This window comes from Paenibacillus sp. A3M_27_13, assembly GCF_024213315.1.
Taxonomy (GTDB): Bacteria; Bacillota; Bacilli; order Paenibacillales; family Paenibacillaceae; genus Paenibacillus; species Paenibacillus polymyxa_B.
On sequence record NZ_JANAVE010000015.1, the window covers coordinates 1 to 25,463 of the forward strand.

The window sequence follows — 25,463 nt, forward strand, 5'->3', positions numbered from 1 at the left end:
GCATGTACCAAAATTTCAGCGTTGGATTTTGTAAACAAAATCCGTACTCACTCGTTGTTCAGTTTTCAAAGATCAAACTTGCATAATGTCTTACTTTGTTTCGTCACCGCGTCTCAGTGGCGACCTTTATAATATATCATCTCTTTTTAGAATTTGCAAGAGTTTTTTTAATTTCTTTTTTTCGAGCAAATCCTTCAAAAAGGAACGAAAATTAATTTACCATGAATATTGAATAGAGTCAATACTTTTTTTGATATCAGAAAGTATAATCTTTTTAAAATAGTTTACTTCCTGATATCTCTGATATAGTTTCATCTTATCTTTTCATTGTTTGGTTTGTGGGACTCGCCCTCTGCGAGCATATTTTGATAGTTCCTTGGCGGGTGCAAAACGGGCATACATGCGAAAGACTGTTTTATATCGTAGTGCGATTGCGTAGCGAATATCTTGATCCAATCGAGTATCGCTCATATCAAGCAGCATTTCATCTAGCTCCTTACGAAGAACGTAGTCAAGTTCCTTGCATTCTTTTTCGTTAAACAGCATTCCCAACATATGACCATACTCCCTTATCAGCAGATTATATAGTACTTATATTTGCTCAACTATTGTTCCAATCTTTACCTGTTTTTAAACTCAACTGCTAAGGTTTCAAACTTACCCCGATTAATCTTCAGCTTCTCTTTAGGCTCTCCCCTTTGTTATGTTCAATTTTCAGGAAATATATAAATAATTGGCCATAATATTTTATTGTGACAATAAACGATAAGTTATGCCACTCTCAATTGCAGCTGCTATAAGCAGTAAGATGACAGACCATATGGACACCCTCAACGTTTGTTTCATAAATACATCCCACACTGGGCCAGTTCCTTTGCGCTTTAGCCCTATGCTTGTACCTATAGTAGACATTATGTTGATTCCAAACTTCAATCCGAAGGCACAGGCGATAATCAAAACAGGCAATTCAATCACACCGTGAGGCAGTAACCCTTTGACAACAACTTCATACATACTTCTTCCCATATCTGTCTGCAAGTGTACTACAAACCCTAAAACCATACCGTTCACAATTAAAAATATAAACGGTACGATTCCAAATACAGCCCCCATAAATATAACCAGCACACATTTAATTGCATTATTGAAAAAGATGAATACAAAAAAACTCCATTGTGGATGCTCAGAATTCTGCAAGCGCTGCGCTACTTCTCCCAGCCCCTCCATTTGTTGCGCCAGCATGGATTGAATAGTGCCTGTACTTAACCATCCCACCATAATACTTGTGCAGAAAAGAAATGCAGAGATTAAAATTAACCGTCTTGTCGTGTGTAAATCGTGAAAAAATGCTTTTAGTCCCATTTGATAATTCCTCCTATTGGTTCAATGGAATAATTGACAACCCCCGGCATAGCTTTAAGTAAACAAGCACTTCTAGGATGAAAGGGGCGTTATTAACCATGAATTCTTTTTTCTATGTATTGAACGGTAAAAAAATCAAACGATTCTTAATCGTAATGGCTGCAGCCGTCTTTACTGTTGGAGTCATTTATGTAGAAACCGATAATGTTACGGTTTTTTCCGAGGAAGCACCAACCGCTATTTATAGTGTACCCACAGACAAAAAGCTGATCGCTCTCACCTTTGATATTAGTTGGGGTGATAAACGTACTGCCCCCATCTTAAAAGTCCTTGAGGATAAAAAAGTGACCAAGTCCACCTTTTTTCTTTCTGCCCCTTGGAGTAAAACACATCCAGAGCTTGTGAATCAGATTAAAGAAAGCGGATTTGAGATCGGCAGTCATGGCCATAAACACGAAAATTACAGTAGCTTAAGCGATGAAGATATTCGTAAGCAGATTTCCATTGCTCATACCACATTAACCGAACTGACGGGACAGTCCCCGAAGTTGATCCGTATGCCTAATGGCGACTTTGATAAAAGGGTCCTTCAGGTTGCCGGCACTTTAGGCTACAAAACCATTCAGTGGGATACAGATTCCCTGGACTGGAAAAACCCTGGTACTCAGGTCATAATCGACCGTGTTGTAAATAAAGCGCATCCTGGCGATATCGTCCTTCTGCATGCCAGTGATTCCTGTAAACAAACACATGAAGCCTTGCCCGTCATTATCGACAAGTTGCGCGCACAAGGCTATGAATTCGTGACTGTATCTGAACTGCTTCAACAGGGTACAGTAAAAGGCAAAGAGGTACGCGATCAGGCACTGGGTCTTTAAGGAGTTATTTTACATCGTTCTCAGCTAAAAACCAAAAGCAAATCGACATATTTCTCCGCATTCATCCGCATACTATCCACATTCATGATGAAGGAGGAATACGGCCATGAATTGGACTCGTTTGCGATTTGTTAGCACGGTATGCGTACTGGGCGTTGCACTGAGTGGCTGCGGCTCGGATCAGGGTTCTGCGCCCCCCCAGAACAGTTATAAAGAGATGAAAACGATGGTTGTCGATATCTTGAAAAGCGATGACGGAAAAAAAGCCGTAGAAGAGGCTTTAACCGGGGAAAGCACTTCAAAAGAAGGACAATCCGGTCAAAGCAGTGAAGAGGGGGGGGCTGGTGGTGGATCTGGTGGCAGCATGGGAATGAAAATGCTTATGCCCATGCAATCGGCTGAACAGATGAAGATCGCAGTCAAAGATACTTTGGTATCACCTGAATATAAAAAAGAAATCGAAAAAATTATGACTGATCCGCGTTTTGCCGGAGAATTTGCCAAAGCCATCAACAGCCAAAGCAAACAGCTTCATATGCAACTTATAAAAGACCCTTCTTATCAAAAATCAATTGAAGCGATGCTTAAGTCGCCAGAACTGACCAAGATGTATATGGACTTAACTAAAACTCCTGAATATCGCAAACAATCTATGACAGTCATGCATGATGCCATGCAGAATCCGATTTTTCGGCTTGAAGTCATGAATTTACTTAAAACTGTCGTACAAGAGGAACTCCAACCTAAGGTTGAGAAAAAAAGCGGTGAGCAAGGTGGCTCTGCTGATCAGAAGCAAGGTGGTGGTGGAGGCGAAGGAGAACAAGGTGGAGGCCAATAATAAAAAGGCTGGTTCAACAACCAGCCTTTTTTTCTTATTCAAATTCCGCGTGCAACGTCGTAATTTGAGCAGCAATATCATTGTAAATTGCCCCTGTCGCCGACTCGGATTTATATACGGATGGAGAAAAGTCGGCTTCTGAAGGGTGATTGTCTGGGATACCCAGCGGAATTTGCGCCAGCAGCTTCGTATGAAGGGTATCTGCCAGCATAGCCCCGCCACCGCGTCCAAAAACATAGTCCTTTTCTCCGGTAGAGGATACATAATAGGACATGTTCTCCACAACACCAATGACCTTATGATCTGTTTGGAGCGCCATAGCCCCTGCACGTGCAGCTACAAAAGCTGCAGTTGCATGTGGGGTAGTGACAATGATTTCTTCACTCTGCGGAATCATTTGATGTACGTCAAGCGCTACATCGCCAGTCCCTGGTGGTAAATCGAGTATCATATAATCCAGTTGTCCCCATTCAACATCACTAAAAAACTGTCTGAGCATTCTCCCCAGCATGGGACCTCTCCAAATCACCGGATTGTTCTCTCTGACAAAGAAGCCCATAGACATGATTTTGATACCGAATCGCTCCACCGGCTGAATGATACCATCTTCGACAGAAGGAACCTCCTCCACCCCGATCATATCCGGCACGCTAAATCCATAGATATCCGCATCAATTAAACCCACACGCTTCCCCTGTCTAGCTAAAGCAGCAGCCAAATTTACAGCTACTGTCGATTTTCCGACACCACCTTTTCCGCTTGCAATGGCAATAAACCGGACGCCAGATGCTGGGCTAAGCAGCTCATGTTCTTCCATACCGACAGCATGTCCTTTGGTCAAAACCGGGTCAGCGGCTTCCTCGGTATTCTCCACAGCTTGAATTGCGGACTTTTCATGCTCAGATGCCTCACGAATACGAATATGGACGTGGCTTAATCCCGCCTCTTCTAATGTCTGCCGGATTTCCCGCTCCAGTTCTGCACACGTCTCTTCCTGGCTATTCAAACTAATAGCGGTCAGGGATACCCGATCCTCTTTAACAACCACATCCCGAATAAAATGGAGATCGACTAGACGGCGTCCTGTTTGAGGCTCCCGCACTTGTTGAAGTAGCTCTATAACTTGCTCTCTTGATTGCATGAATTATCAGCACCTCTGCTTTAATGAATTACGGAGTGGTAAACACTTACAGTATACCACTATCTGGCCTCAGGTGCTGGTGAGATCCCCTTTTCCCCGGCACTGTAACGCAAAATCCCCTTATATATGGACGCCGCCACCTGCCTTTGATAGGTCACGTCACTTAGTCGTCTAGCTTCCTCTGGATGGGACAAAAATCCGACTTCTACAAGGGCTGATGGCATTTTGAGAGCTTTCAATAAATAAACTGTGTTCACGGTCTTAGCCACTCTGTCCGTATTTTCCAAGTTGCGTTTGATTTCTTCCTGAATTAAAGACGCCAAATTCTCGTTATCTGCATGGTTAGGAACGTAAAAGGTCTGGGCTCCACTCCAACGGCTCGACGGAATACTGTTCATATGAATACTTAGAAAGAGGTCCGCTTTCTGCTCCTCAATTATACGCACACGCTGCTTCAAATCCTCCGTTTTTCTTCTGGAATAACCTTTCGTTTCTTGCTGCGCCAGGTCGCGGTCATCCTCACGTGTCATGACAACAACAGCACCTGCTTGCTGCAAATAATCCCGCAAATAAAAAGCGATTGCCAGATTAATATCCTTTTCAATAATTCCTTCTTTGCTAACCGCCCCTCCATCAGGCCCTCCGTGTCCAGCATCTATAGCAATTACTTTACCAGTAAGGGGTAAACTCCAATGGGTCCAAGCTCTCGAAGCAGGTATCTCATACAATGCCAGTGTAATAAACAGAACGGCGAGACAACAGCCCAACAGCATTTTTTGCAACGTCCGATAGCGAATCCACAGTGTAACCTCGTTTTTACGATTATTTTTTTGCATAACAAAACGCCTCCGTCCTATACAGATACTAATAATCTATATGGGACGAGGCGTGTAGATAGTACAACTCAGGCATGAACAAATTCTTTCATACCTTCAATCAGCACTTGAGCAACTTCCGGTCGTGTAAATTCAGGTGGCGGGCAAACCCCAGAGCGCAACAATTCCCGTACCTTGGTGCCCGAGAGCGTCAAATGATGCTCCTTGGGATGTGGGCATGTTTTACTTGAGGCCATATTTCCACATCGAGTGCAATAAAAGCTGTGTTCAAAGAACAATGGAGTAATCCCCAGCTCTTCAGGTGTAAAGTGCCTGAAAATTTCCTGTGCTTCGTAGGTACCATAATAGTCTCCTACCCCGGCATGATCCCTTCCAACAATAAAATGGGTGCAGCCATAGTTTTTTCGCACAATAGCATGGAAAATGGCCTCTCTAGGACCCGCGTATCGCATGGCAGCAGGAAATACCCCCAGAAAAGTCCGATCAGCCGGATAATAATTGTCCAGCAGCACCAGATAGCTCTTCATACGCACATCTGCCGGAACGTCATCTGACTTGGTTTCACCAACGAGTGGGTTTAGAAACAAAGCATCCACAATCTCCATCGCGCTTTTTTGGATATACTCATGTGCCCGGTGTACCGGATTTCGTGTTTGAAAACCGACCACTGTTTTCCAGCCTTTTTCTACAAAATAGTCGCGTGTCTGTGATGGTGTATAGTAAAACTCACTAAATTGTGTGGGCTCCGGCCGATTCAGCACTTGCACAGATCCACCAACATACGTAGCAGGTCGATCTAACAGTTTGTTTACGCCAGGATGAGCCGGGTCATCGGTCTTGAATACTCGTCTGGCTTCCTCAGCCTGATCTACCTGATAAATACTTTCAATATCAAGTACAGCATAGATAGTACCGTCTGTTTCACCCACCAAAGCCACCTGCTGACCTAATTTCAGTTCACGGGCTACACTTTCTACAACTGCAAGAGTAATGGGAATACTCCAGACTGTACCATCGGCAAGACGCATATCTGTTACCACCGACCGATAATCAGATTCATTCATAAACCCCGTCAAAGGAGAGAAAGCTCCCACTCCAATCAAATCCAGATCAGAAATGGTCCATGAGTTTACACGGATAGGAAACAATTCTCCTGCAGCCTGCAAAAGTGCTTTTTGCTCCGGTCCTGTAATGATTTTATCAACAAGTGTTCCGCCATGCGGAAGAATTGCAGTCATAATGCACTTCCCTTCTCTTCATAAATACGACTCATAGTTACCTGAATACCATTTTATTGATGGAGCCCACACTCTGTTTTCTCATTGCCTGACCAGCGACCTGCACGAGGGTCTTCACCTGGTAGAACTTCACGGGTACATTGCTCACAACCGATACTGGGATAATTGCGGTCATGCAATGGATTATACAGTACTTCATGAGTACGGATATAGTTCCATACATCCTCGGATGTCCAGCTTGCCAAGGGATTAAATTTAACGAGTCCAAACTTTTCATCATACTCTACCTTTTTTGAATTCGCACGGGTAGGGGCCTGATCCCGGCGAATACCAGTAATCCATGCATCGTATTGTGACAAAATGCGTGTCAGGGGCTCAACTTTGCGTATACCACAACATGTGTTAGGATCTGTTTTCCACAGTTCCTCTCCATGCTCAGCCGCTTGCTCTTCAGGAGTAATTAAGGGAGAGACCCTGACAAAATCCAAATTATATCTGGCTTTCATCTGATCTCGCGTATCGTAAGTTTCTTGAAAATGAAAGTCGGTGTCCAAGTAAAAAATGTCGGTGGAAGGGCTAATTTTTTGAAGCATATCTACTAGTACTACATCTTCTGCTCCGAAGCTACAAGCAAAGGTAAGATTGGGAAATGTAAGAACAGCATACTGGATAACTTCCTCTGGCGTAGCCTCTTCCAGTTCAATTGCCTTGACTCTAATCAACGCTTCTTTCTCCAATAAATTCATTATCAATGCGCCTCCATATGAAGATTCATAAATAAGTGGCATTTCAATACCGACTAAACTAATAAGATTAAATACAGTATAAAACTTTCACAATCATTGTCAATCCAAGGCAAAATGTCCTGATGTAAGCATTTATCTACCCAAATTTGCAGGAATGTTGTTCTGTCAGCATTCTTTAATGCTTTCTTGCGTATCCAACCAAGTTCATTGGCTTTATATAAAATATTCTTATACCAAACACTTGAAAATGGTCCATAGGCTCTTTGGTTACTAAAAATAACTAGTGTAGCTGAAGGTATGCTTGAATGGAGGCTTTTTACGTCAACAAAGACGGCTTGTTCTCTACTCTGCCGAAGACAAAGGCGTACCACCAGTACGCTTTTAAACAAAGGGCTTTCTCATATAACAATATATGGGAATACTTTGGTCCTTGAAGGAATATGCCCTATGGTTTTGACTTTGGAAGAGCAAGCCGAACGTGCGGATAAGCATTTTTTTGACAACCTACCTTGCTACGCAAAATTACTTAGTTGAATGATTTCTATAGCCAAAATGTATTATTGTACTATACATATGCTTGTGGATCTTCTGAGTGAAATGCTTTAGAGGCATCTAGGAGCAGCGTATCCTAATCTTGGCCTAGTGCGCGGCAGCAATGCTGAACAGCTTTGGGTTGCTTGATCAAGCAAGAATCATCTGTAGAAGAAAGCAACATCGTTTCTGAGATTATCGAAGGGTGCTAGCCGAGGGAATTGAAAATAACTTTAGGTTTCAAAGCTCTTATTTTGCATTCCAAAGATGAAGTCCGTATGTGGACGAGTTCAGATGAAGGCAAACTAGCCTTTACTCGAATTTTTAGCCAGATGAAATCGACTACACTATTCTGGAGCTCTGGCGTCAGCGATGCTTTCATTGTGGAAATTATAAAAGAAATGACTGCGCGCTGAACTCTTATTATGCCTCTATCCAATCCTAAAGCGCTTATAGAGGCAATTCCCGAGGGATTGATCCCTGGACACAAGCAAGACTCTTATCGCTACTGGAAGCCTATTTAAAGCCTGACATCAAGATGGGTCAATTTTATGAGGGTAGACACAGTCGGACAATACATGGTGCTCCCAGTTATAGTTTGGAGCGATTGCTGTGTAGACTATTTCCATTACCAGTAACATGTACATCGCCATTGCCATAGCAGTAGCCTAGAAAGCGGACAGTGCCAGGCTAAAGAGCGTCCTTCTCTCAGTGCACACAAATAAAAAGAGGTATTCCTTGCCGTATCCCTAGCTGCGCCCAAAACAGCTGTACAAGAGGCATAGACAATACCAGCCAGAACATATCAAGGGACTTTACATAAACAAGTGAAAGCAAAGTATCTAGTGAAACAGCACTTAGCAGAGAATATTAAGATGAGGCTATATTGAATAGTCGAACATTATATTTTAGTCACAGGTTATAAACATTACAGAATAAACTCCGTGGAAATAGCAAACTGTATTTGTGTATAACAATATCGTCTTCAATTACATCGTGGATAACTTTTCGTGTTCCATGCATTTGCATGCGGTTATTTATGTATTCGCAGAAACATGCTGAAGCCTATGAATTTTAGAGTAGGTCTACTTATCCACATGTGGATAATAATCAGGAAATGACTAAATAAAAAAGAACCCTTTCCATAAGGAAAAGGTTCTTCTGTATTCGAAATATTAACGTTTCGAGAACTGTGGTGCACGACGAGCGGCTTTGAGACCGTACTTTTTACGTTCTTTCATACGTGGGTCACGAGTCAAGAAGCCTGCTTTTTTCAAAGCTGGACGGAATTCCGGATCTGCTTTCAACAGAGCACGGGAAATACCATGGCGAATTGCGCCGGCTTGACCAGAGATACCACCACCATGAGCGATAACGAGTACGTCATAGCTGCCAACTGTTTCTGTCAGGTTCAGTGGTTGTTTTACGATCAGTTTGAGAGTTTCCAAACCGAAATATTCATTAATATCACGCTTATTGATGACAATGCGTCCTTCACCCGGTACGAGACGAACACGAGCTACCGAATGTTTACGACGACCTGTCCCATAGTATTGTACTTGTGCCATGAAACTGTCCTCCCTTTTAATTATCCGCGAAGTTCGTAAACTTCAGGTTTTTGTGCTGCATGTGGATGCTCAGTGCCTCTGTAAGCTTTAAGTCTCAGCTTCATTTTCTCGCCTTGACGAGTTTTAGGAAGCATACCGTGAACAGCCAATTCCAACATACGCTCAGGCTTGTTCTTAACCATTTCTTGTGCAACCGTTACTTTCAGACCACCCGGATGCAGGGAGTGACGGTAGTATTTCTTGTTCTCCATTTTTTTACCGGTTAATACGATTTTTTCCGCATTGATTACAACAACAAAATCACCTGTGTCCACATGTGGTGTAAATTGTGGCTTGTGTTTGCCGCGAATCAACGCAGCCGCTTCGCTTGCCAGACGGCCGAGCGTTTTGCCTTCGGCATCAATGATGTGCCAGTTGCGCTCAACTTCATTTGGCTTCGCCATATACGTAGTACGCATGAAAAGTATCCTCCTTAAGTTCGTTAACAGAAATCATCATTTATCTTCGTTCGTTAAGTTGCTGCATTATTGATGGATTAGATGTTAATTTAAAGTGATTATCTTAATTGGGGCTGTGGGAAAGCCATTAAGAAAACACAACTTTTATATTACAGGATAACCATCAATTCCGCAAGGGTAAAATCAATGTTTTTTGATGTTTTCGTCGTACTCTACATTCCAGAGCGTTAAAGCGTGTCCAACGGCCGTAGGTCCGGCCTTTGAACGATTTTTCGCCTCTAAAATGGAAGGAATATCATCCGACGATTTTTTGCCTTCTCCCACTTCCAGCAAAGTACCCATAATAATCCGAACCATGTGCTGCAAAAATCCGCTACCTGTAATATAAGTATGGATAATTCCCTGATCATCCGAGTCCGGACGTGAAAAGGAATGGTCTACTGTCATATAGGCTTCGTAAATAGTGCGAACATGATTCGTCTTTTGGGAACGTCGAGATGCGAACGAAGTATAGTCAAAGGTGCCAACTAAATGAGCTAACCCTTCCTCCATCGCTCTTACATCCAGACTCGTTGGATGATGGGCCTGTGTACGACGGTGAAAGATGTCCGGAAACCGGTTCGCATTAATACTGTACCGATATGTCTTCCGCTTCGCCATGCGGCGTGCATGAAAGGACAGTGGCACCTCTCTCGCATCCGTAACGATGATATCACGAGGCAACCAGGCATTAAGTGCCAGACACCAGCGCTGCAACGGAATCGGCGATTCAGTGTGAAAATTGAATACCTGCCCGTATGCATGTACACCTGCATCTGTACGGCCTGAGCCTGTAATTTTAAGACGCTCGCCCGTCAATGAGTAAATAGCATGTTCAAGGCAGTCCTGAATGGTGTTACCGTTAGGCTGCGTCTGAAAGCCATCATAGTGGGTTCCGTCATAGTTCACCTTCATGCACAAGTTCCGCATGCTTCTCACACCTTTGTAGGGGTAGTCTCTGGCCTTGCAAGGAATAACCGAACATAACAAAGGAGAAGCCCCTCAAGGACTCCTCCAAGAGAAAAAAAGGGTTGTTCAGAATCAAGCCGATTCTGTCCACCCTTCCCTCATCTTCGCCTGTTTACGCGCGGTCAACCAATTCCAGATATACCATTGGAGCGGCGTCGCCACGACGAGGTCCCAATTTCAGGATACGAGTGTATCCACCTGGACGCTCAGTGTAACGTGTAGCCAATTCGCTAAACAGCTTTTGGATTGCATCCTGCTCACCATCCAAAGTTTCACGGCGAACGAACGCAGCCACTTGACGACGTGCGTGCAGATCTCCTTTTTTCGCTTTGGTGATCAGTTTTTCAGCAATAGAACGAACTTCTTTCGCTTTAGCCTCAGTAGTTTGGATACGCTCATACAAGAACAGATCGGTTACCAAATCACGAAACAAAGCTTTACGGGCACTGGAGTTACGGCCCAATTTTTGGTATGCCATGTAATTTCCCCTCCTTCACAAAAACGTTGCTGTACTATTCTTCCGTACGAAGTCCTAAACCAAGTTCCTCGAGCTTCTCTTGTACTTCTTCCAAAGATTTGCGACCCAAGTTACGGACCTTCATCATATCTTCTTCAGATTTAGTCGTGAGTTCTTGTACCGTATTGATACCAGCGCGCTTAAGGCAGTTATAGGAACGGACGGAGAGATCCAGCTCTTCGATCGTCATTTCAAGAACTTTTTCTTTCTTGTCTTCTTCTTTTTCAACCATAATTTCAGCATCTTTTGCCTCGTCCGTGAGACCCACGAACAACATCACATGCTCGGTCAAAATTTTGGCTCCAAGGCTCACTGCTTCCTCGGGACGAATACTTCCGTCAGTCCAAACCTCAAGTGTCAGCTTGTCATAATTCGTAACCTGGCCGACACGCGTATTTTCTACGCCGTAGTTCACGCGTGCAATCGGAGTGTAGATGGAGTCGACGGGAATGACGCCGATCGGCTGGTCATCACGTTTGTTCCGATCCTGCTTAACGTAACCGCGACCGCGATTGGCAAAAATACGCATGTGAAGTCTCGAACCCGGTCCGAGCGTAGCAATGTGAAGATCCGGATTAAGAATTTCCACATCACTATCCGCACGGATATCTCCTGCCGTTACAACTCCTTCGCCTTCCGCATCGATTTCGAGTACTTTCTCTTCATCCGAGTGGATTTTAAGCGATAAAGCTTTCAAGTTCAGAATGATCTCCGTTACGTCTTCCTTCACACCGGGAACCGTTGCAAACTCGTGCAGAACCCCATCGATCTGAACCGATGTGACTGCTGCCCCCGGTAACGAGGATAACAGAATACGGCGAAGCGAGTTTCCCAACGTCGTACCGTATCCGCGTTCCAGCGGTTCTACTACGAATTTTCCATAGGTGCCATCATCATTGACGTCAACCGTCTCAATTTTCGGCTTTTCGATTTCTATCACTGCAATATCCCTCCTTCAAAACGTCGCTCCTATATGAAACATTCACCTTATCCATAGTCTATCATGCAGTATACCTAAACATCCATTCTTGGCAGTTTGTGCCGGATCTATACTACACGCAGAGGAGAAATCTCATTAGACGCGACGACGTTTTGGAGGACGGCATCCGTTATGAGGTACCGGAGTTACGTCTTTGATCAGGTTAACTTCCAAACCAGCAGCTTGCAAAGAGCGGATTGCTGCTTCGCGACCTGCACCAGGTCCTTTAACCATGACTTCGACAGTTTTCATGCCGTGTTCCATAGCAGCTTTAGCAGCAGTTTCTGCGGCCATTTGCGCTGCGAATGGAGTAGATTTACGGGAACCACGGAATCCCATGCCGCCTGAGCTGGCCCAAGAGATTGCGTTACCGTGTGGATCTGTGATCGTAACGATCGTGTTGTTGAACGTGGAACGGATGTGTGCCACGCCAGTCTCAATATTTTTACGGTCACGGCGTTTTGTACGTACAACTTTTTTCGGTTTAGCCATTGAATGTTATCCTCCCTTCTTATTTCTTTTTGTTCGCTACAGTCCGACGAGGACCTTTACGGGTACGAGCATTAGTTTTAGTACGTTGTCCGCGAACAGGCAACCCACGACGGTGACGAACACCACGGTAGCAGCCAATCTCAGTCAGACGTTTAATATTCAAGGAAATTTCACGACGCAGATCGCCTTCTACTTTAACTTCTTTGTCGATCGTTTCACGTAATTTGCTCACTTCATCTTCAGTCAAATCACGAACACGCGTGTTTGCACTGATGCCTGTTTCCTTCAAGATTTTCTGAGAAGTCGTTTTACCGATTCCGAAAATGTAAGTCAAGGCGATCTCAACGCGTTTGTCACGTGGCAAATCCACACCAGCTATACGAGCCATTTTACGCTACACCCCCTTCTATTAACCTTGTTTTTGTTTGTGTTTCGGATTTTCGCAAATAACCATTACGTTCCCTTTGCGGCGAATGACTTTGCATTTTTCGCAAATAGGTTTTACAGAAGGTCTTACCTTCATGTTGATTACCTCCTCCAAGCTTTACCCTGGTAAAACTCGCTTCGTGAACATTCACATCGTTTTGCCGAGCAAAACAAGTTTTTTAAATGACATACGTTTAATAAAAACCTGCATGAATTACTTGCGGTACGTTATACGGCCTTTGGTTAAATCGTAAGGCGATAACTGTACAACCACCTTGTCGCCTGTCAAAATACGGATAAAGTGCATCCGCAGCTTTCCGGAAACATGAGCAAGAATTTGATGACCGTTCTCCAGCTCTACCTTGAACGTAGCGTTCGGCAGTGGCTCGATTACCGTACCTTCAACCTCAATGACATCTTCTTTGGCCAAAGTCAGTCTCCTTTCTCTTCAGCTTGGTATTCGGACGAGTCCAGGAAAGTTTTCACTGCATGGCGCAGCTTTCCATTCGTCACCCGACCGCTTTCGTTTAAACTGTTTACAATCTCGCTACTAATCTTTGGCTGAGGCACCAAATGAAGAACATTTTTCTTCTTCGCTTGATCAAACTTTCGTTTATCCCCATCCGCAATATATACAAACCTGCTATCTGCTACTGAAACGACAACCGCAATCTGTCCGGCACCTCTGCCTTTCAGAATCTTCACCAGCTGACCGATTTGCAGGTTTCCTTGCTGAACCATTACAATCACCTACGCACTCAGTTTCGTGAAAATGTCCATGCCGCCCGTTTCGCACGTCACCGCTTGCTCGTTATGAGCACATGAGGTTACGTTCATCGTAACGACCGTCCAGTTGTCTTCCAGCGTCCCTACATGGTGAGAACCTATCTGAATCATTGATTCAATAGCCAGCCCAATGCCGGTTTTCAGCCTCGGCCCCTGCTCAGGAATACCACGGTTTGGATTCTCAATATATTGCTGAATGGCATGCGACATTGTAAACTGGCGAGTTTTCGCGATGATATCGCCTTTGTTTAACTTGCGTTTGCCGGGAAATCCGTGCACCAGTTGTTCGTTGACTGAAGCGCAAATGCTAGCAGGAAAACCGTTATAACCTTTAAAAGACGGCACAGCTCCCTGACTGCGAATATACCGATCAGCTAAATGATCAAGTTCACCGGTCGTAATACCGGGCTCGATGTGTCCTGCCAAGAGATGATCCGTTTCCGTATCTATTCTCTTAGCTTTCCTCATAAAGCTTGATTCCGTCCCCGACTTGCAAATGATCATTACAGCTAACCCCGCAACAAGGACACGATATTTTGGGAAACCACATCAATATCCTGTTCTCCGTCAATATGACGCAGAAGATTCTGGTTCTCATAAAACGTGAGGAGTGGTGCTGTTTTATTACTATATTCGTCAAGTCGTGTTCTTACGCTATCTTCATTATCGTCAGGACGCTGATAGAGTTCCCCACCGTCTTTATCGCAAATGCCTTCAACCTTAGGAGGATTAAAGACAATATGATAGCTAGTTCCGCAGCTTTTACAAACCCGCCGTCCTGTGATTCGTGCCAACAAGTTGTCACTATCCACTTTCAGGTTGATGACGTCATCTAGCTTCGTATTCAAACGACCCAAAATTTGATCCAAGGCTTCAGCTTGAGCCAAAGTTCTTGGAAAACCGTCCAGCAAGAACCCTTTCTTGCAATCTGGCTGTTGTAGCCGTTCTTCAACGATACCGATTGTTACGTCATCCGGAACAAGTTCACCCTTGTCGATATATTCTTTAGCTTTAATGCCAATAGGTGTTCCCTGTTTCATCGCTAGGCGAAAAGCATCACCTGTCGAGATATGAGGAATGCCGAATTCCTTCACAATGACATCTGCTTGTGTACCTTTACCAGCCCCCGGAGGGCCCATGATCAAAATATTCACAATCTGTCACTCCTCAAGACGACCCCTACACAAGAAACAGCACAAAAGGTGCCGGTAAGCATGCGAACATCCTAAGCCGGTACCTATTGCCTATTTGTTGATGAAGCCTTTGTAATGGCGTTTGATCAGTTGGCTTTCGATTTGCTTCATTGTATCCAATGCTACACCAATGATGATGAGCAATGAAGTACCGCCAATTTGCACGGAACGAGGCAAGCCCGAAAGCGAACCGAAGAATACCGGCAAAACGGATATGACTGCCAGAAACAAGGCTCCTGTCATTGTCAAACGTGACATTACTCGTGTCAAGTATTTCTCCGTGGCTTTACCCGGGCGAATTCCCGGAATATAACCGCCGTTTTTCTTCATATTGTCGGCCATTTGCTGCGGATTCATCTGTACAAAGGTATAGAAGAATGTGAAACCGATAATCATTACGACATACAAAACCATGCCCAGCGGCTTGTCATAATACAAGTAAGTGGTAACCCACTTAGCCCAAACATGATCTGCCCAGAAACTCGCAATAATTGTCGGGAATTGCAGCAATGATACCGCAAAGATTACCGGAATAACGCCTGCCGCATTAATTTTCATCGGAATATGCGTATTCTGGCCACCGTACATTTTGTTGCCAACTACACGTTTCGCGTATTGTACCGGGATTTTCCGAATACCTTGCTGGATGTAGATAACACCAACAATAATCAGAACAATCACCAGGGCAATTATAATTGCCTTCAGAATATTCATAAACAGCTGATCTGCCTGAATAAACTGAGATTCTACAACCGTCCGAATATGTCTTGGAATACCCGCTGCAATCCCTGCGAAGATAACAATAGAGATACCATTGCCGATTCCCTTTTCGGTAATTTGCTCACCGAGCCACATAAGGAACGTAGTTCCTGCTGTAAGCACAATGGCAATGACCAGATAATCTGCAAAAGTGGCTCCTGGAATCATCGCTGCACCGTACAGTCGATTAAAGCCAATCGACGTTCCGAATGCTTGAATCAGGCCAAGTATTACCGTACCATAACGCGTAATTTGAGCCAACTTCTTTTTACCATGCTCTCCTTGTTTAGCCCATTCCGCAAGTTTCGGAATCACGTCCATTGACAGCAACTGTACAATGATGGACGCTGTAATATATGGCATAATCCCGAGGGCGAAGATCGAAAACTGATACAATGCGCCCCCTGAGAAGGTGTTAAGGAGTCCAAACAACTCGCTTCCTGCCTGATCCTGAGAAGTAAAGACTTGCTTGTTCACGCCGGGAACCGGCACAAAGGAGCCAATACGATATACAAAGAGTATAAACAGGGTGAACAGGATTCGGGTTCTAAGATCCTCAACCCGCCATATATTTTTCAGGGTCTTGAACATTAGATCACCTCGGTTTTACCGCCGGCAGCTTCAATTTTCTCTACCGCAGATTGAGAGAACTTGTTCGCTTTAACTGTCAATTTCACAGTGATTTCACCGTTACCCAGAATTTTGATTCCGGATTTAGCGTTTTTCACAATGCCATTGTTCAGCAAAAACTCAGGGCTTACTTCTGTACCCGCTGCAAAACTGTTCAAATCTTCGATATTCAAAACCGCATACTCTTTACGAGTAGGATTTACGAAACCGCGTTTAGGCAAGCGACGATACAGTGGGTTTTGACCACCCTCGAAGCCCGGACGTACACCACCGCCGGAACGAGCGTTTTGACCTTTATGACCACGACCAGAAGTTTTACCCGTACCGCTACTAGGACCACGACCCAAACGTTTACGTTCTTTGCGGGAGCCTGGAGCTGGGGAAAGCTCATGTAACTTCATCGTTCGTTGCACCTCCTTGATTATTGTTAAAATACTTTATTTCTTAAGCCTCAATTTCTTTAACAGAAACCAAATGGCTAACTTGATTAATCATCCCGCGAATAGCTGCATTGTCGGGTTGAACTACTTTATGGTTGATTTTACGCAAGCCGAGCGTTTTAACAGTCGTTCTCTGATTACCAGGACGGCCGATCAACGAACGAACGAGGGTAATTTCTAATTTCGCCATGATATTCCCTCCTTAGCCCAGCAGCTCTTCGATGGATTTGCCGCGCAATTTTGCAACTTCTTCAGCGCGTTTCAAGCGGGACAAACCTTCCAAAGTCGCATTGACCATATTCATGGAATTCGAAGAACCCAAAGATTTTGTCAAGATATCACCTACACCAGCAAGTTCCAGTACAGCACGAACCGGACCACCAGCGATAACTCCAGTACCTTCCGATGCCGGTTTCAACAGAACCCGGCCAGCACCGAACTTACCTGTAACAAGGTGAGGAATTGTTGTTCCTACGAGTGGAACGTGAACCAGGTTTTTCTTAGCATCTTCAATACCTTTGCGAATTGCATCAGGTACTTCGCCAGCTTTACCGATTCCAGCGCCTACCCAGCCGTTGCCGTCGCCCACTACTACAAGAGCGCTGAAGCTGAAACGGCGTCCGCCTTTGACAACTTTAGCTACACGATTAATATTTACTACTCTTTCAGTCAGTTCCAAAGTATTCGGATCTACACGCAAGTCGTTAACCTCCTTTTGAGAAATGTCTTAGAATTCAAGGCCTGCTTCGCGAGCTGCATCAGCCAAAGCTTGAATCCGTCCATGATACAAGTATCCACCACGGTCAAATACGATGTTAGCATGGCCTTTTTCTTTCGCACGTTTAGCAACGAGTTCGCCAACTTTACGAGCTGCTTCTACACTACCGCCGTTTTTGATTTCGCTGCTCAGTTCTTTATCCATAGTGGATGCAGATACCAATGTTACACCAGCTACATCATCAATCAGTTGTGCGTAGATATGCTTGGAAGAGCGGAATACGTTCAAACGAGGACGTACAGCCGTACCTTCGATTTTCTTACGTACACGCAGATGTCTTCTGACACGTGCTTTATTTTTATCTTGTTTTGTAATCATCTCAAGTTTTCACTCCCTTCAGTTTGCCTTTTAAAACTTCATACTAAGACGCACTGGGTAAAAAAGAAGTACGAAGTCTTTCCTGCAGAAAGACCGCACAAAGTCGGTAAGAAACTTATTTCTTCTTACCGGCTTTACCTTCTTTACGAATGATGCGCTCGCCTTCGTATTTAATCCCTTTACCTTTGTACGGTTCAGGTTCACGAACGGAACGAATTTTAGCAGCGTAGGCACCTACACGCTCTTTATCAATTCCGCGAACGATGATTTTAGTGTTCGAAGGAACTTCGAATTCGATGCCCGCTTCCGGTGTGATTTCAACCGGGTGAGAGTATCCAACGTTCAGAACGATTTTATCTCCGGATTTGCTTGCACGATATCCGACCCCAACCAGCTCCAGAGATTTTGAAAACCCTTCAGTTACACCACTTACCATGTTGTTGACAACGCTGCGGGTTGTTCCATGCAAAGAGCGGTGAAGTTTGTTGTCCGAAGGACGAACTACATTAATTTCATTGTTTTCCACAGTAACGGACATGTCTTTATGAAGCTCACGAGTCAATGTTCCTTTAGGACCTTTAACTGTGATCGCTGTGTTGTTCAAAGTCACGTCAACACCACTTGGTACTGTGATTGGTTTACGACCAATACGGGACATATCTGTTGCACCTCCTATCTTTTAAACGTTATCTTACCAAACGTAGCAAACAACTTCTCCGCCGGCTTTGGACTGACGTGCTTCTTTGTCGGTCATGATACCTTTGGATGTTGAAATGATTGCGATCCCGAGTCCACCCAATACGCGTGGAATCTCATTGCTCTTCGTGTAAACGCGAAGACCTGGTTTACTGATTCTTTTCAAACCTGTAATAACACGCTCGTTGTTCGCACCGTATTTCAAGAAAATACGGATAATCCCTTGTTTGCTATCTTCAACAAATTCCGCATCACGAATGAATCCTTCACGTTTCAGGATGTCGGCGATTTGTTTTTTCATTGTAGATGCAGGCATTTCTACTGTTTCGTGACGAACTGTGTTCGCGTTACGAATACGAGTAAGCATATCTGCAATTGGATCAGACATAGTCATTGTGTATAAACCTCCTTCCCAAACAGGACTTTTTACCAGCTTGCTTTTTTCACGCCAGGAATCTGGCCTTTATAAGCTAATTCACGGAAGCAAATTCTGCAGATCTTAAACTTTTGCAGTACCGAATGTGGACGACCACAACGCTCGCAACGAGTGTAAGCACGAACTTTAAACTTTGGTGTGCGTTGTTGTTTGACTTTCATTGAAGTTTTTGCCACTTAGCCTGACACCTCCTAAATAGTTTCGGAGAACAGGGTGTCTTTAAAATCAGACGCCCGAAACGTTATGCCAACATTATTTTGCGAAAGGCATGCCCAGCTGAGTCAGAAGCTCACGGGACTCTTCGTCAGTTTTGGCAGTCGTTACGATAACGATGTCCATACCACGAACTTTATCAACTTGATCATACTCGATTTCCGGGAAGATCAACTGTTCTTTCAGACCAAGCGTGTAGTTACCACGTCCGTCGAAAGCTTTTGTCGATACACCATGGAAGTCACGTACGCGAGGAAGAGTAATGTTGAACAATTTGTCCAAGAAATAATACATACGCTCGCCACGAAGTGTTACCTTTACACCGATCGGCATGTTTTCACGCAATTTAAAACCTGCAATAGATTTTTTTGCGCGAGTGATTACTGGTTTTTGACCAGCAATCAGCTGCATGTCGTTGAGAGCTGAATCAAGTACTTTGGAGTTTTGGACTGCGTCGCCAACACCCATGTTGATTACAACTTTCTCGATTTTAGGCACTTGCATCACTGTTGTATAGTTGAACTTCTGCATCAAAGCAGGAGTGATTTCTTTCAAGAAACGTTCTTTCATTCTTGTTGTAGCCATGAATCATATACCTCCTTTCTTCAAAAAATAATTAGTCGATCACTTCGCCAGAACGTTTTGCAATGCGCACTTTTTTTCCGTTGTCCAAAACTTTGTAACCAACACGGGTTACTTTTCCGCTCTTCGGATCAATGTGCATAACGTTGGAAACGTGAATCGGAGCTTCTTTCTCGATGATGCCGCCTTGTGGATTCAGCTGATTAGGCTTTTGGTGTTTTTTAATCATGTTAACACCTTCCACAAGCACACGGTTTTGACGAGGGTAAGCAGCGATAACGCGACCTTTTTTACCTTTATCTTTACCTGTAATCACCAGAACAGTGTCGTCTTTTTTGACGTGAAGCTTGTTGTTATGGGATTCCAGAACTTTTTTCACTTTTGGCATTTCGTACACCTCCTACGGGCACATTTTAAGGTGAGTTTAGATCACTTCCGGAGCCAAGGAAACGATTTTCATGAAGTCCTTGTCACGAAGTTCGCGTGCAACTGGTCCGAAAATACGAGTACCACGTGGGCTCTTGTCTTCTTTAACGACCACTGCTGCGTTCTCGTCAAATCCGATGTAGGAACCGTCTTTACGGCGGATAGAACGTTTAGTACGAACAACAACCGCTCTTACTACATCACCCTTTTTGACAACGCCGCCTGGTGTTGCTTGTTTTACGGAACAAACGATCAGGTCACCAATTTGAGCTGTACGACGTCCCGTACCACCGAGCACACGGATACACATCAGTTCCTTCGCGCCGGAATTGTCAGCTACAGTCAAACGTGTAAATGGTTGAATCATTTATTTATCCTCCTTTCGGAAAAACTACACTACATTAGATTATAACAGCTTTTTCAACGATTTCGACCAGTCTCCAGTTTTTGTCTTTGGACAAAGGGCGAGTTTCCATGATTTTAACAGTATCACCAATTTGTGCAGTGTTGTTTTCATCATGAGCTTTGAATTTCTTAGTTACTTTAATACGTTTATGGTAGAGATCATGTTTTTTGTAAGTTTCTACAGCAATCACAATCGTTTTATCCATTTTGTCGCTGACTACTTTACCGACTAATACTTTACGGGCATTACGTTCGCTCATTGTTGGCCTCCTTCCTAATTACAGGCGGATTTTCCACCCGGTCTGATATCTTAGCTAATCCCAAGTTCTCTTTCACGGATCACAGTTTTAGCACGAGCAATTTCCTTACGCACAGCGCCGATCCGAGTCGGGTTATCAAGCTGACCGGTAGCGAGTTGAAAACGAAGGTTGAAAAGTTCTTCTTTAAAACCGGAGATCTTTTGTTCGATTTCAGCAGTGGTTAGGTTGCGGAATTCACTAGCCTTCATTTGCTTCACCACCCAATTCTTCACGTTTCACAAACTTAGTTTTGATTGGCAGTTTGTGAGCGGCAAGACGCATTGCTTCACGAGCAATCTCTTCCGGAACACCAGCAAGTTCGAACATAATCTTGCCTGGTTTCACTACTGCAACCCATTTTTCTACGTTACCTTTACCACTACCCATACGAACCTCAAGAGGCTTCTGAGTAATTGGTTTGTCAGGGAAAATTTTAATCCAAACCTTACCACCACGTTTGATGTAACGAGTCATCGCAATACGAGCAGCTTCGATTTGACGGTTAGTAATCCATGCAGGTTCAGTAGCTTGCAAACCGTACTCACCAAAGTTCAGTGTAGTACCGCCTTTTGCACGACCCTTCATATGACCACGTTGTTGTTTACGATGTTTTACGCGCTTTGGTACCAACATGATTAGTTGCCTCCTTCCTGAGGAGCTTGTTTCTTAGCTGGAGGAAGAACCTCTCCACGATAGATCCATACTTTTACGCCAAGACGACCGTAAGTAGTATGAGCTTCCGCTGTACCATAGTCAATGTCGGCACGAAGCGTATGCAGTGGAACAGTTCCTTCGCTGTACCCTTCGGAACGAGCGATTTCGGCACCGCCAAGACGTCCGCCTACTTGAGTTTTAATTCCTTTTGCTCCGGAGCGCATAGTTCTTTGAATCGCTTGTTTCAAAGCACGACGGAAAGAAACACGACGTTCCAATTGTTGTGCAATGCTTTCAGCAACCAGAATTGCGTCCAGTTCAGGATTTTTAATTTCAGAAATATTGATGTGTACCTTTTTACCGCCTGCGATTTTAGTAATTTCATTACGCAGATTTTCAACTTCGGAACCACCCTTACCGATAACCATACCTGGTTTCGCAGTGTGAATCGTTACGTTGACACGGTTAGCTGCTCTCTCGATTTCAACACGGGATACAGCGGAGTCTTTCAATCTTTTTTTCAGATGTTCACGAATTCTAACGTCTTCCAGCAAAAGATCACCGAAATCTTTGCCTGCATACCATTTGGATTCCCAATCACGGATAATACCGATTCGGAGTCCGACGGGATTTACCTTTTGGCCCACACGTTTTCCCTCCTTATTTTTCAGATACCACCAGAGTAATATGACTGGTGCGCTTGTTGATGCGACTTGCACGACCCATTGCACGCGGGCGGAATCGTTTCATTGTAGGACCTTGGTTTACAAAAACCTGAGATACTACCAATTTATTTACGTCCAAAGAATAGTTGTGATCTGCATTTGCAATCGCAGAATTCAACAATTTCTCAACGACTGGAGAAGCGGACTTTGGAGTGTGACGAAGAATTGCGATCGCCTCACCAACCTGCTTACCGCGAATCAAATCGATAACAAGTTTCACTTTGCGAGCAGAAATCCGTACGGACTTAGCATGTGCTTTTGCTTCCATTGAGTTTACCTCCTCTCAAACACTACGCTGTGTTGATTATCTTCTTGTTTTCTTATCGTCATCCGTATGGCCTTTGTACGTACGTGTTGGAGCAAATTCGCCCAATTTGTGTCCGACCATATCTTCCGTTACGTATACTGGCACGTGTTTACGACCATCGTATACACCAAACGTATGTCCGATAAATTGCGGGAAAATCGTAGAGCGACGGGACCAAGTTTTGATTACCACTTTTTTGTCCGACTCGTTCAAAACCTCTACTTTTTTCAACAGGTAACCATCAATGAATGGTCCTTTTTTGAGACTGCGACCCATTTATGAATCCTCCCTTCGTTAAAACGTAGTCGTTCCTTAATATGTTAACGTGCGACTTAAGCGCACGTTTTATTACTTAGTACGACGACGAACGATGTACTTATCAGATGCTTTACCTTTTTTACGTGTCTTGTAACCAAGGGTTGGTTTACCCCATGGAGACATTGGAGATTTACGTCCGATTGGAGCGCGACCTTCACCACCACCGTGTGGGTGATCGTTAGGGTTCATTACAACACCGCGAACTTCAGGACGTTGTCCCAACCAGCGACTACGACCGGCTTTACCGATTTTCACCAGTTCGTGGTCTTCGTTACCTACAGAACCGATTGTAGCGCGGCAAACTTTCAGAATGCGGCGAACTTCACCAGAAGACAAACGAATTGTAACATACTTTTCTTCTTTACCAAGAAGTTGGGCTTCCGTACCAGCAGCGCGAACGAGTTGGCCACCTTTACCCGGTTTCAATTCGATGTTGTGGATAACCGTACCTACTGGAATGTTTTCCAATGGCAAGGAGTTACCGATTTTGATATCCGAACCTGCACCGGATACCACTTCGTCTCCTACTTTCAGACCTTTAGGAGCGATGATGTAACGTTTTTCACCATCCACATAGTGGATAAGTGCGATGTTGGACGTACGGTTTGGATCATATTCGATCGTAGCAACGCGGCCCGGTATTCCATCTTTGTTACGTTTGAAGTCAATAATACGGTATTTACGTTTGTGTCCGCCGCCTTGATGACGAACTGTAATTTTACCTTGGTTATTGCGTCCAGCTTGCTTGCTCAGAGGTGCCAGCAACGATTTCTCGGGCTGATTAGTTGTAATCTCCTCGAAAGTAGATACAGACATAGCACGTCTGGCCGGGGACGTTGGTTTATACTTTTTAATTGGCACTGAGTTTCCCTCCTTACTTTACAGTTTCAATTATACCGTTTCAAAAAACTCAAGCGGCTTACTGTCTTTGCTCAGCGTTACGAACGCTTTCTTCCACTCGCTCGTATAGCCGGAATGACGTCCGTAGCGTTTTGGTTTTGCAGGAACACGAAGCGTATTTACGTTACTTACTTTCACGTTAAAAATGGCTTCGATTGCTTTTTTAACTTCGACTTTGTTAGAACGAATGTCAACCTCGAAAACGTATTTCAAGTCATTCATCATACCAGCCGTACGTTCGGTGATAACCGGACGTTTGATAATATCACGAGGATCCTTCATTACGCGAGCACCTCCTCTACCTTCTGAACTGCTTCCTTCGTAATGATCAGTTTGTCGTGTCCAAGCACATCAAGAACATTAATGCCGTCTGCGGCTACAAACTTCACACCAGGAATATTACGAGCGGACAGTGCTACATTATCATCATAGCTAGGAGCTACGATCAATGCTTTACGATCAGCTTTAAGGTTATTCAAAATGGCTGCGAATTCTTTCGTTTTAGGTCCGTTCAGTGTAAGAGCGTCCAATACGATAATTTCATTCTCAATCACTTTAGATGACAACGCCGATTTGATCGCCAGACGACGAACCTTTTTAGGCAATTTGTAAGCATAGCTGCGTGGAGTGGGACCGAATACAGTACCGCCACCAACCCATTGCGGTGCACGGATCGAACCTTGACGAGCGCGGCCAGTACCTTTTTGTTTCCAAGGTTTACGTCCGCCACCACGTACTTCAGAACGTCCTTTTACTTTGTGAGTACCTTGACGCAGGGAAGCCAATTGCATAACAACAGCGTCATGAAGAACGTGCTTATTCGGCTCGATACCGAACACTGCGTCGTTCAATTCAATTTCACCAACTTGGCTGCCGCTAATATTAAATAGTGCTACTTTTGGCATTTCGTGTTCCTCCTTTCTTCAGTTGTTTATTTTTTCACCGTTTCTAATACTTTAACGAAGCTATTTTTAGGTCCTGGAATGGAACCTTTCACGAGCAATACATTACGTTCTGTATCGATCTTAACAACTTCAAGACGTTGGATCGTTACCGTTTCATGCCCCATGTGTCCTGGAAGGTGTTTACCTTTAGGAACGCGGTTAGCTTGAATGGAACCCATAGAACCTGGACCTCTGTGGTAACGCGAGCCGTGTGCCATTGGTCCGCGGCTTTGTCCCCAACGTTTGATAACGCCGGCAAAACCTTTACCTTTAGAAATACCTGTCACGTCAACGAACTCGCCTTCTGTGAAGACATCAGCCTTCAGTTCTTGGCCAACCTCGTACGCAGCAAGGTCGATGCCACGAAGTTCACGAACGTAGCGCTTAGGTGCAGTATTTGCCTTTTTCGCATGTCCTGCTTCAGGTTTGTTGGATCTTTTTTCTTTCTTATCAGAGAAACCGAGTTGGATAGCTTCGTATCCATCGTTTTCCAGATCTTTCTTTTGCAGAACAACACAAGGACCTGCTTCGATAACCGTAACAGCAAGTACGTTACCTTCAGGGGTAAACACTTGAGTCATTCCGAGTTTTTTTCCTAAGATACCTTTCATGTTGACACCTCATTTCTTTTCCTAA

At 44.2% G+C, this 25,463-nt stretch carries 41 protein-coding genes; 2 read left to right on the forward strand and 39 right to left on the reverse strand.

The window, feature by feature from the left end:
* Positions 1-324: 324 nt before the first annotated feature.
* Positions 325-555 carry a hypothetical protein gene (locus NLX82_RS26765; protein WP_013312131.1) on the reverse strand — a complete coding sequence of 77 codons (231 nt, stop codon included), beginning with the start codon at positions 553-555 and terminating at the stop codon, positions 325-327.
* 192 nt (positions 556-747) lie between these two features.
* Positions 748-1,362: a stage II sporulation protein M gene (locus NLX82_RS26770; RefSeq protein WP_053326181.1), complete on the reverse strand. Its 615-nt coding sequence runs from the start codon at positions 1,360-1,362 to the stop codon at positions 748-750.
* 98 nt (positions 1,363-1,460) lie between these two features.
* On the opposite strand from NLX82_RS26770, the gene pdaB reads away from it, so the two are divergent.
* Both pdaB and gerD read left to right on the forward strand, forming a co-directional pair.
* The gene (gene pdaB, locus NLX82_RS26775) at positions 1,461-2,240 is read left to right on the forward strand and encodes a polysaccharide deacetylase family sporulation protein PdaB (RefSeq protein ID WP_023990485.1); all 780 of its coding nucleotides are present in this window, start codon (positions 1,461-1,463) and stop codon (positions 2,238-2,240) included.
* 106 nt (positions 2,241-2,346) lie between these two features.
* Entirely contained in the window at positions 2,347-3,078 is a 732-nt protein-coding gene (gene gerD, locus NLX82_RS26780; RefSeq protein ID WP_254349280.1) for a spore germination lipoprotein GerD, read from the forward strand.
* A gap of 34 nt (positions 3,079-3,112) precedes the next feature.
* Here the strand turns inward: gerD and NLX82_RS26785 are convergent, their stop codons facing one another.
* The 37 genes from NLX82_RS26785 to rplC form a co-directional block, all read right to left on the reverse strand.
* Complete coding sequence (locus tag NLX82_RS26785; protein ID WP_023990487.1) at positions 3,113-4,219, reverse strand: Mrp/NBP35 family ATP-binding protein; 1,107 nt, start codon at positions 4,217-4,219, stop codon at positions 3,113-3,115.
* Positions 4,220-4,278: 59 nt separating this feature from the next.
* The gene (gene cwlD, locus NLX82_RS26790) at positions 4,279-5,055 is read right to left on the reverse strand and encodes an N-acetylmuramoyl-L-alanine amidase CwlD (protein WP_254349281.1); all 777 of its coding nucleotides are present in this window, start codon (positions 5,053-5,055) and stop codon (positions 4,279-4,281) included.
* A gap of 68 nt (positions 5,056-5,123) precedes the next feature.
* Complete coding sequence (gene sat, locus NLX82_RS26795; RefSeq protein WP_068939392.1) at positions 5,124-6,293, reverse strand: sulfate adenylyltransferase; 1,170 nt, start codon at positions 6,291-6,293, stop codon at positions 5,124-5,126.
* Positions 6,294-6,346: 53 nt separating this feature from the next.
* The gene (locus tag NLX82_RS26800; protein ID WP_068939394.1) at positions 6,347-7,039 is read right to left on the reverse strand and encodes a phosphoadenylyl-sulfate reductase; all 693 of its coding nucleotides are present in this window, start codon (positions 7,037-7,039) and stop codon (positions 6,347-6,349) included.
* Between the two features lie 1,706 nt (positions 7,040-8,745).
* A complete protein-coding gene (gene rpsI, locus NLX82_RS26805) occupies positions 8,746-9,138 on the reverse strand; it encodes a 30S ribosomal protein S9 (protein WP_013312140.1) in 393 nt (130 codons plus the stop codon).
* 20 nt (positions 9,139-9,158) lie between these two features.
* On the reverse strand, positions 9,159-9,596 hold the full coding sequence (gene rplM / locus NLX82_RS26810) for a 50S ribosomal protein L13 (RefSeq protein ID WP_013312141.1): 438 nt from the start codon (positions 9,594-9,596) through the stop codon (positions 9,159-9,161).
* 183 nt (positions 9,597-9,779) lie between these two features.
* Entirely contained in the window at positions 9,780-10,565 is a 786-nt protein-coding gene (gene truA, locus NLX82_RS26815) for a tRNA pseudouridine(38-40) synthase TruA (protein ID WP_023990555.1), read from the reverse strand.
* Between the two features lie 151 nt (positions 10,566-10,716).
* Positions 10,717-11,082, reverse strand: a complete 366-nt coding sequence (gene rplQ / locus NLX82_RS26820) for a 50S ribosomal protein L17 (RefSeq protein ID WP_013312143.1) — start codon at positions 11,080-11,082, stop codon at positions 10,717-10,719.
* Positions 11,083-11,116: 34 nt separating this feature from the next.
* Positions 11,117-12,061: a DNA-directed RNA polymerase subunit alpha gene (locus tag NLX82_RS26825; RefSeq protein ID WP_007432558.1), complete on the reverse strand. Its 945-nt coding sequence runs from the start codon at positions 12,059-12,061 to the stop codon at positions 11,117-11,119.
* 135 nt (positions 12,062-12,196) lie between these two features.
* A complete protein-coding gene (rpsK, locus tag NLX82_RS26830; RefSeq protein WP_013312144.1) occupies positions 12,197-12,592 on the reverse strand; it encodes a 30S ribosomal protein S11 in 396 nt (131 codons plus the stop codon).
* A 19-nt stretch (positions 12,593-12,611) separates the two neighbouring features.
* Positions 12,612-12,980, reverse strand: a complete 369-nt coding sequence (rpsM, locus tag NLX82_RS26835) for a 30S ribosomal protein S13 (protein ID WP_007432560.1) — start codon at positions 12,978-12,980, stop codon at positions 12,612-12,614.
* A gap of 21 nt (positions 12,981-13,001) precedes the next feature.
* Positions 13,002-13,115 carry a 50S ribosomal protein L36 gene (gene rpmJ, locus NLX82_RS26840; RefSeq protein WP_003333770.1) on the reverse strand — a complete coding sequence of 38 codons (114 nt, stop codon included), beginning with the start codon at positions 13,113-13,115 and terminating at the stop codon, positions 13,002-13,004.
* A gap of 117 nt (positions 13,116-13,232) precedes the next feature.
* Complete coding sequence (gene infA / locus NLX82_RS26845; RefSeq protein ID WP_006212898.1) at positions 13,233-13,448, reverse strand: translation initiation factor IF-1; 216 nt, start codon at positions 13,446-13,448, stop codon at positions 13,233-13,235.
* A gap of 2 nt (positions 13,449-13,450) precedes the next feature.
* Positions 13,451-13,759: a KOW domain-containing RNA-binding protein gene (locus tag NLX82_RS26850; RefSeq protein ID WP_254349282.1), complete on the reverse strand. Its 309-nt coding sequence runs from the start codon at positions 13,757-13,759 to the stop codon at positions 13,451-13,453.
* Positions 13,760-13,768: 9 nt separating this feature from the next.
* Positions 13,769-14,308, reverse strand: coding sequence for a M24 family metallopeptidase (locus NLX82_RS26855; RefSeq protein ID WP_023990556.1), 540 nt, complete (start codon positions 14,306-14,308; stop codon positions 13,769-13,771).
* Between the two features lie 5 nt (positions 14,309-14,313).
* A complete protein-coding gene (locus NLX82_RS26860; RefSeq protein ID WP_013312147.1) occupies positions 14,314-14,958 on the reverse strand; it encodes an adenylate kinase in 645 nt (214 codons plus the stop codon).
* A 90-nt stretch (positions 14,959-15,048) separates the two neighbouring features.
* The gene (gene secY, locus NLX82_RS26865) at positions 15,049-16,347 is read right to left on the reverse strand and encodes a preprotein translocase subunit SecY (RefSeq protein ID WP_013312148.1); all 1,299 of its coding nucleotides are present in this window, start codon (positions 16,345-16,347) and stop codon (positions 15,049-15,051) included.
* On the reverse strand, positions 16,347-16,787 hold the full coding sequence (rplO, locus tag NLX82_RS26870; RefSeq protein WP_013312149.1) for a 50S ribosomal protein L15: 441 nt from the start codon (positions 16,785-16,787) through the stop codon (positions 16,347-16,349). Before rplO ends, secY begins: the two co-directional genes overlap by 1 nt.
* Positions 16,788-16,830: 43 nt before the next feature.
* Positions 16,831-17,016 (reverse strand): 50S ribosomal protein L30, encoded by a 186-nt coding sequence (gene rpmD, locus NLX82_RS26875; protein ID WP_013312150.1) that lies wholly within the window; start codon positions 17,014-17,016, stop codon positions 16,831-16,833.
* A gap of 12 nt (positions 17,017-17,028) precedes the next feature.
* Complete coding sequence (rpsE, locus tag NLX82_RS26880) at positions 17,029-17,526, reverse strand: 30S ribosomal protein S5 (protein WP_013312151.1); 498 nt, start codon at positions 17,524-17,526, stop codon at positions 17,029-17,031.
* 27 nt (positions 17,527-17,553) lie between these two features.
* A complete protein-coding gene (gene rplR, locus NLX82_RS26885) occupies positions 17,554-17,922 on the reverse strand; it encodes a 50S ribosomal protein L18 (protein WP_007432568.1) in 369 nt (122 codons plus the stop codon).
* A gap of 115 nt (positions 17,923-18,037) precedes the next feature.
* Positions 18,038-18,580: a 50S ribosomal protein L6 gene (gene rplF, locus NLX82_RS26890; protein WP_013312152.1), complete on the reverse strand. Its 543-nt coding sequence runs from the start codon at positions 18,578-18,580 to the stop codon at positions 18,038-18,040.
* A 33-nt stretch (positions 18,581-18,613) separates the two neighbouring features.
* Positions 18,614-19,012 (reverse strand): 30S ribosomal protein S8, encoded by a 399-nt coding sequence (gene rpsH, locus NLX82_RS26895; RefSeq protein WP_007432570.1) that lies wholly within the window; start codon positions 19,010-19,012, stop codon positions 18,614-18,616.
* Positions 19,013-19,044: 32 nt separating this feature from the next.
* Positions 19,045-19,230 (reverse strand): type Z 30S ribosomal protein S14, encoded by a 186-nt coding sequence (locus NLX82_RS26900; RefSeq protein ID WP_013312154.1) that lies wholly within the window; start codon positions 19,228-19,230, stop codon positions 19,045-19,047.
* A 76-nt stretch (positions 19,231-19,306) separates the two neighbouring features.
* The gene (gene rplE / locus NLX82_RS26905; protein ID WP_007432571.1) at positions 19,307-19,852 is read right to left on the reverse strand and encodes a 50S ribosomal protein L5; all 546 of its coding nucleotides are present in this window, start codon (positions 19,850-19,852) and stop codon (positions 19,307-19,309) included.
* 31 nt (positions 19,853-19,883) lie between these two features.
* The gene (gene rplX / locus NLX82_RS26910) at positions 19,884-20,237 is read right to left on the reverse strand and encodes a 50S ribosomal protein L24 (RefSeq protein WP_013312155.1); all 354 of its coding nucleotides are present in this window, start codon (positions 20,235-20,237) and stop codon (positions 19,884-19,886) included.
* 36 nt (positions 20,238-20,273) lie between these two features.
* Positions 20,274-20,642 carry a 50S ribosomal protein L14 gene (gene rplN / locus NLX82_RS26915; RefSeq protein WP_007432573.1) on the reverse strand — a complete coding sequence of 123 codons (369 nt, stop codon included), beginning with the start codon at positions 20,640-20,642 and terminating at the stop codon, positions 20,274-20,276.
* 34 nt (positions 20,643-20,676) lie between these two features.
* Entirely contained in the window at positions 20,677-20,940 is a 264-nt protein-coding gene (gene rpsQ, locus NLX82_RS26920) for a 30S ribosomal protein S17 (RefSeq protein WP_007432574.1), read from the reverse strand.
* Between the two features lie 50 nt (positions 20,941-20,990).
* A complete protein-coding gene (gene rpmC, locus NLX82_RS26925) occupies positions 20,991-21,188 on the reverse strand; it encodes a 50S ribosomal protein L29 (RefSeq protein WP_007432575.1) in 198 nt (65 codons plus the stop codon).
* The gene (gene rplP, locus NLX82_RS26930) at positions 21,178-21,612 is read right to left on the reverse strand and encodes a 50S ribosomal protein L16 (protein ID WP_007432576.1); all 435 of its coding nucleotides are present in this window, start codon (positions 21,610-21,612) and stop codon (positions 21,178-21,180) included. The genes rpmC and rplP overlap by 11 nt, the downstream gene beginning before the upstream one ends.
* A 2-nt stretch (positions 21,613-21,614) precedes the next feature.
* Complete coding sequence (gene rpsC / locus NLX82_RS26935; protein WP_013312156.1) at positions 21,615-22,280, reverse strand: 30S ribosomal protein S3; 666 nt, start codon at positions 22,278-22,280, stop codon at positions 21,615-21,617.
* Between the two features lie 13 nt (positions 22,281-22,293).
* Positions 22,294-22,626 carry a 50S ribosomal protein L22 gene (gene rplV, locus NLX82_RS26940; protein ID WP_013312157.1) on the reverse strand — a complete coding sequence of 111 codons (333 nt, stop codon included), beginning with the start codon at positions 22,624-22,626 and terminating at the stop codon, positions 22,294-22,296.
* Positions 22,627-22,662: 36 nt separating this feature from the next.
* Positions 22,663-22,941: a 30S ribosomal protein S19 gene (gene rpsS / locus NLX82_RS26945; protein WP_007432579.1), complete on the reverse strand. Its 279-nt coding sequence runs from the start codon at positions 22,939-22,941 to the stop codon at positions 22,663-22,665.
* A 72-nt stretch (positions 22,942-23,013) separates the two neighbouring features.
* Positions 23,014-23,844, reverse strand: coding sequence for a 50S ribosomal protein L2 (gene rplB, locus NLX82_RS26950; RefSeq protein ID WP_023990557.1), 831 nt, complete (start codon positions 23,842-23,844; stop codon positions 23,014-23,016).
* A gap of 30 nt (positions 23,845-23,874) precedes the next feature.
* Positions 23,875-24,165 carry a 50S ribosomal protein L23 gene (rplW, locus tag NLX82_RS26955; protein ID WP_013312159.1) on the reverse strand — a complete coding sequence of 97 codons (291 nt, stop codon included), beginning with the start codon at positions 24,163-24,165 and terminating at the stop codon, positions 23,875-23,877.
* A complete protein-coding gene (gene rplD, locus NLX82_RS26960; protein WP_013312160.1) occupies positions 24,165-24,788 on the reverse strand; it encodes a 50S ribosomal protein L4 in 624 nt (207 codons plus the stop codon). The genes rplW and rplD overlap by 1 nt, the downstream gene beginning before the upstream one ends.
* Positions 24,789-24,814: 26 nt before the next feature.
* Complete coding sequence (rplC, locus tag NLX82_RS26965; RefSeq protein ID WP_013312161.1) at positions 24,815-25,438, reverse strand: 50S ribosomal protein L3; 624 nt, start codon at positions 25,436-25,438, stop codon at positions 24,815-24,817.
* Positions 25,439-25,463: the final 25 nt, after the last annotated feature.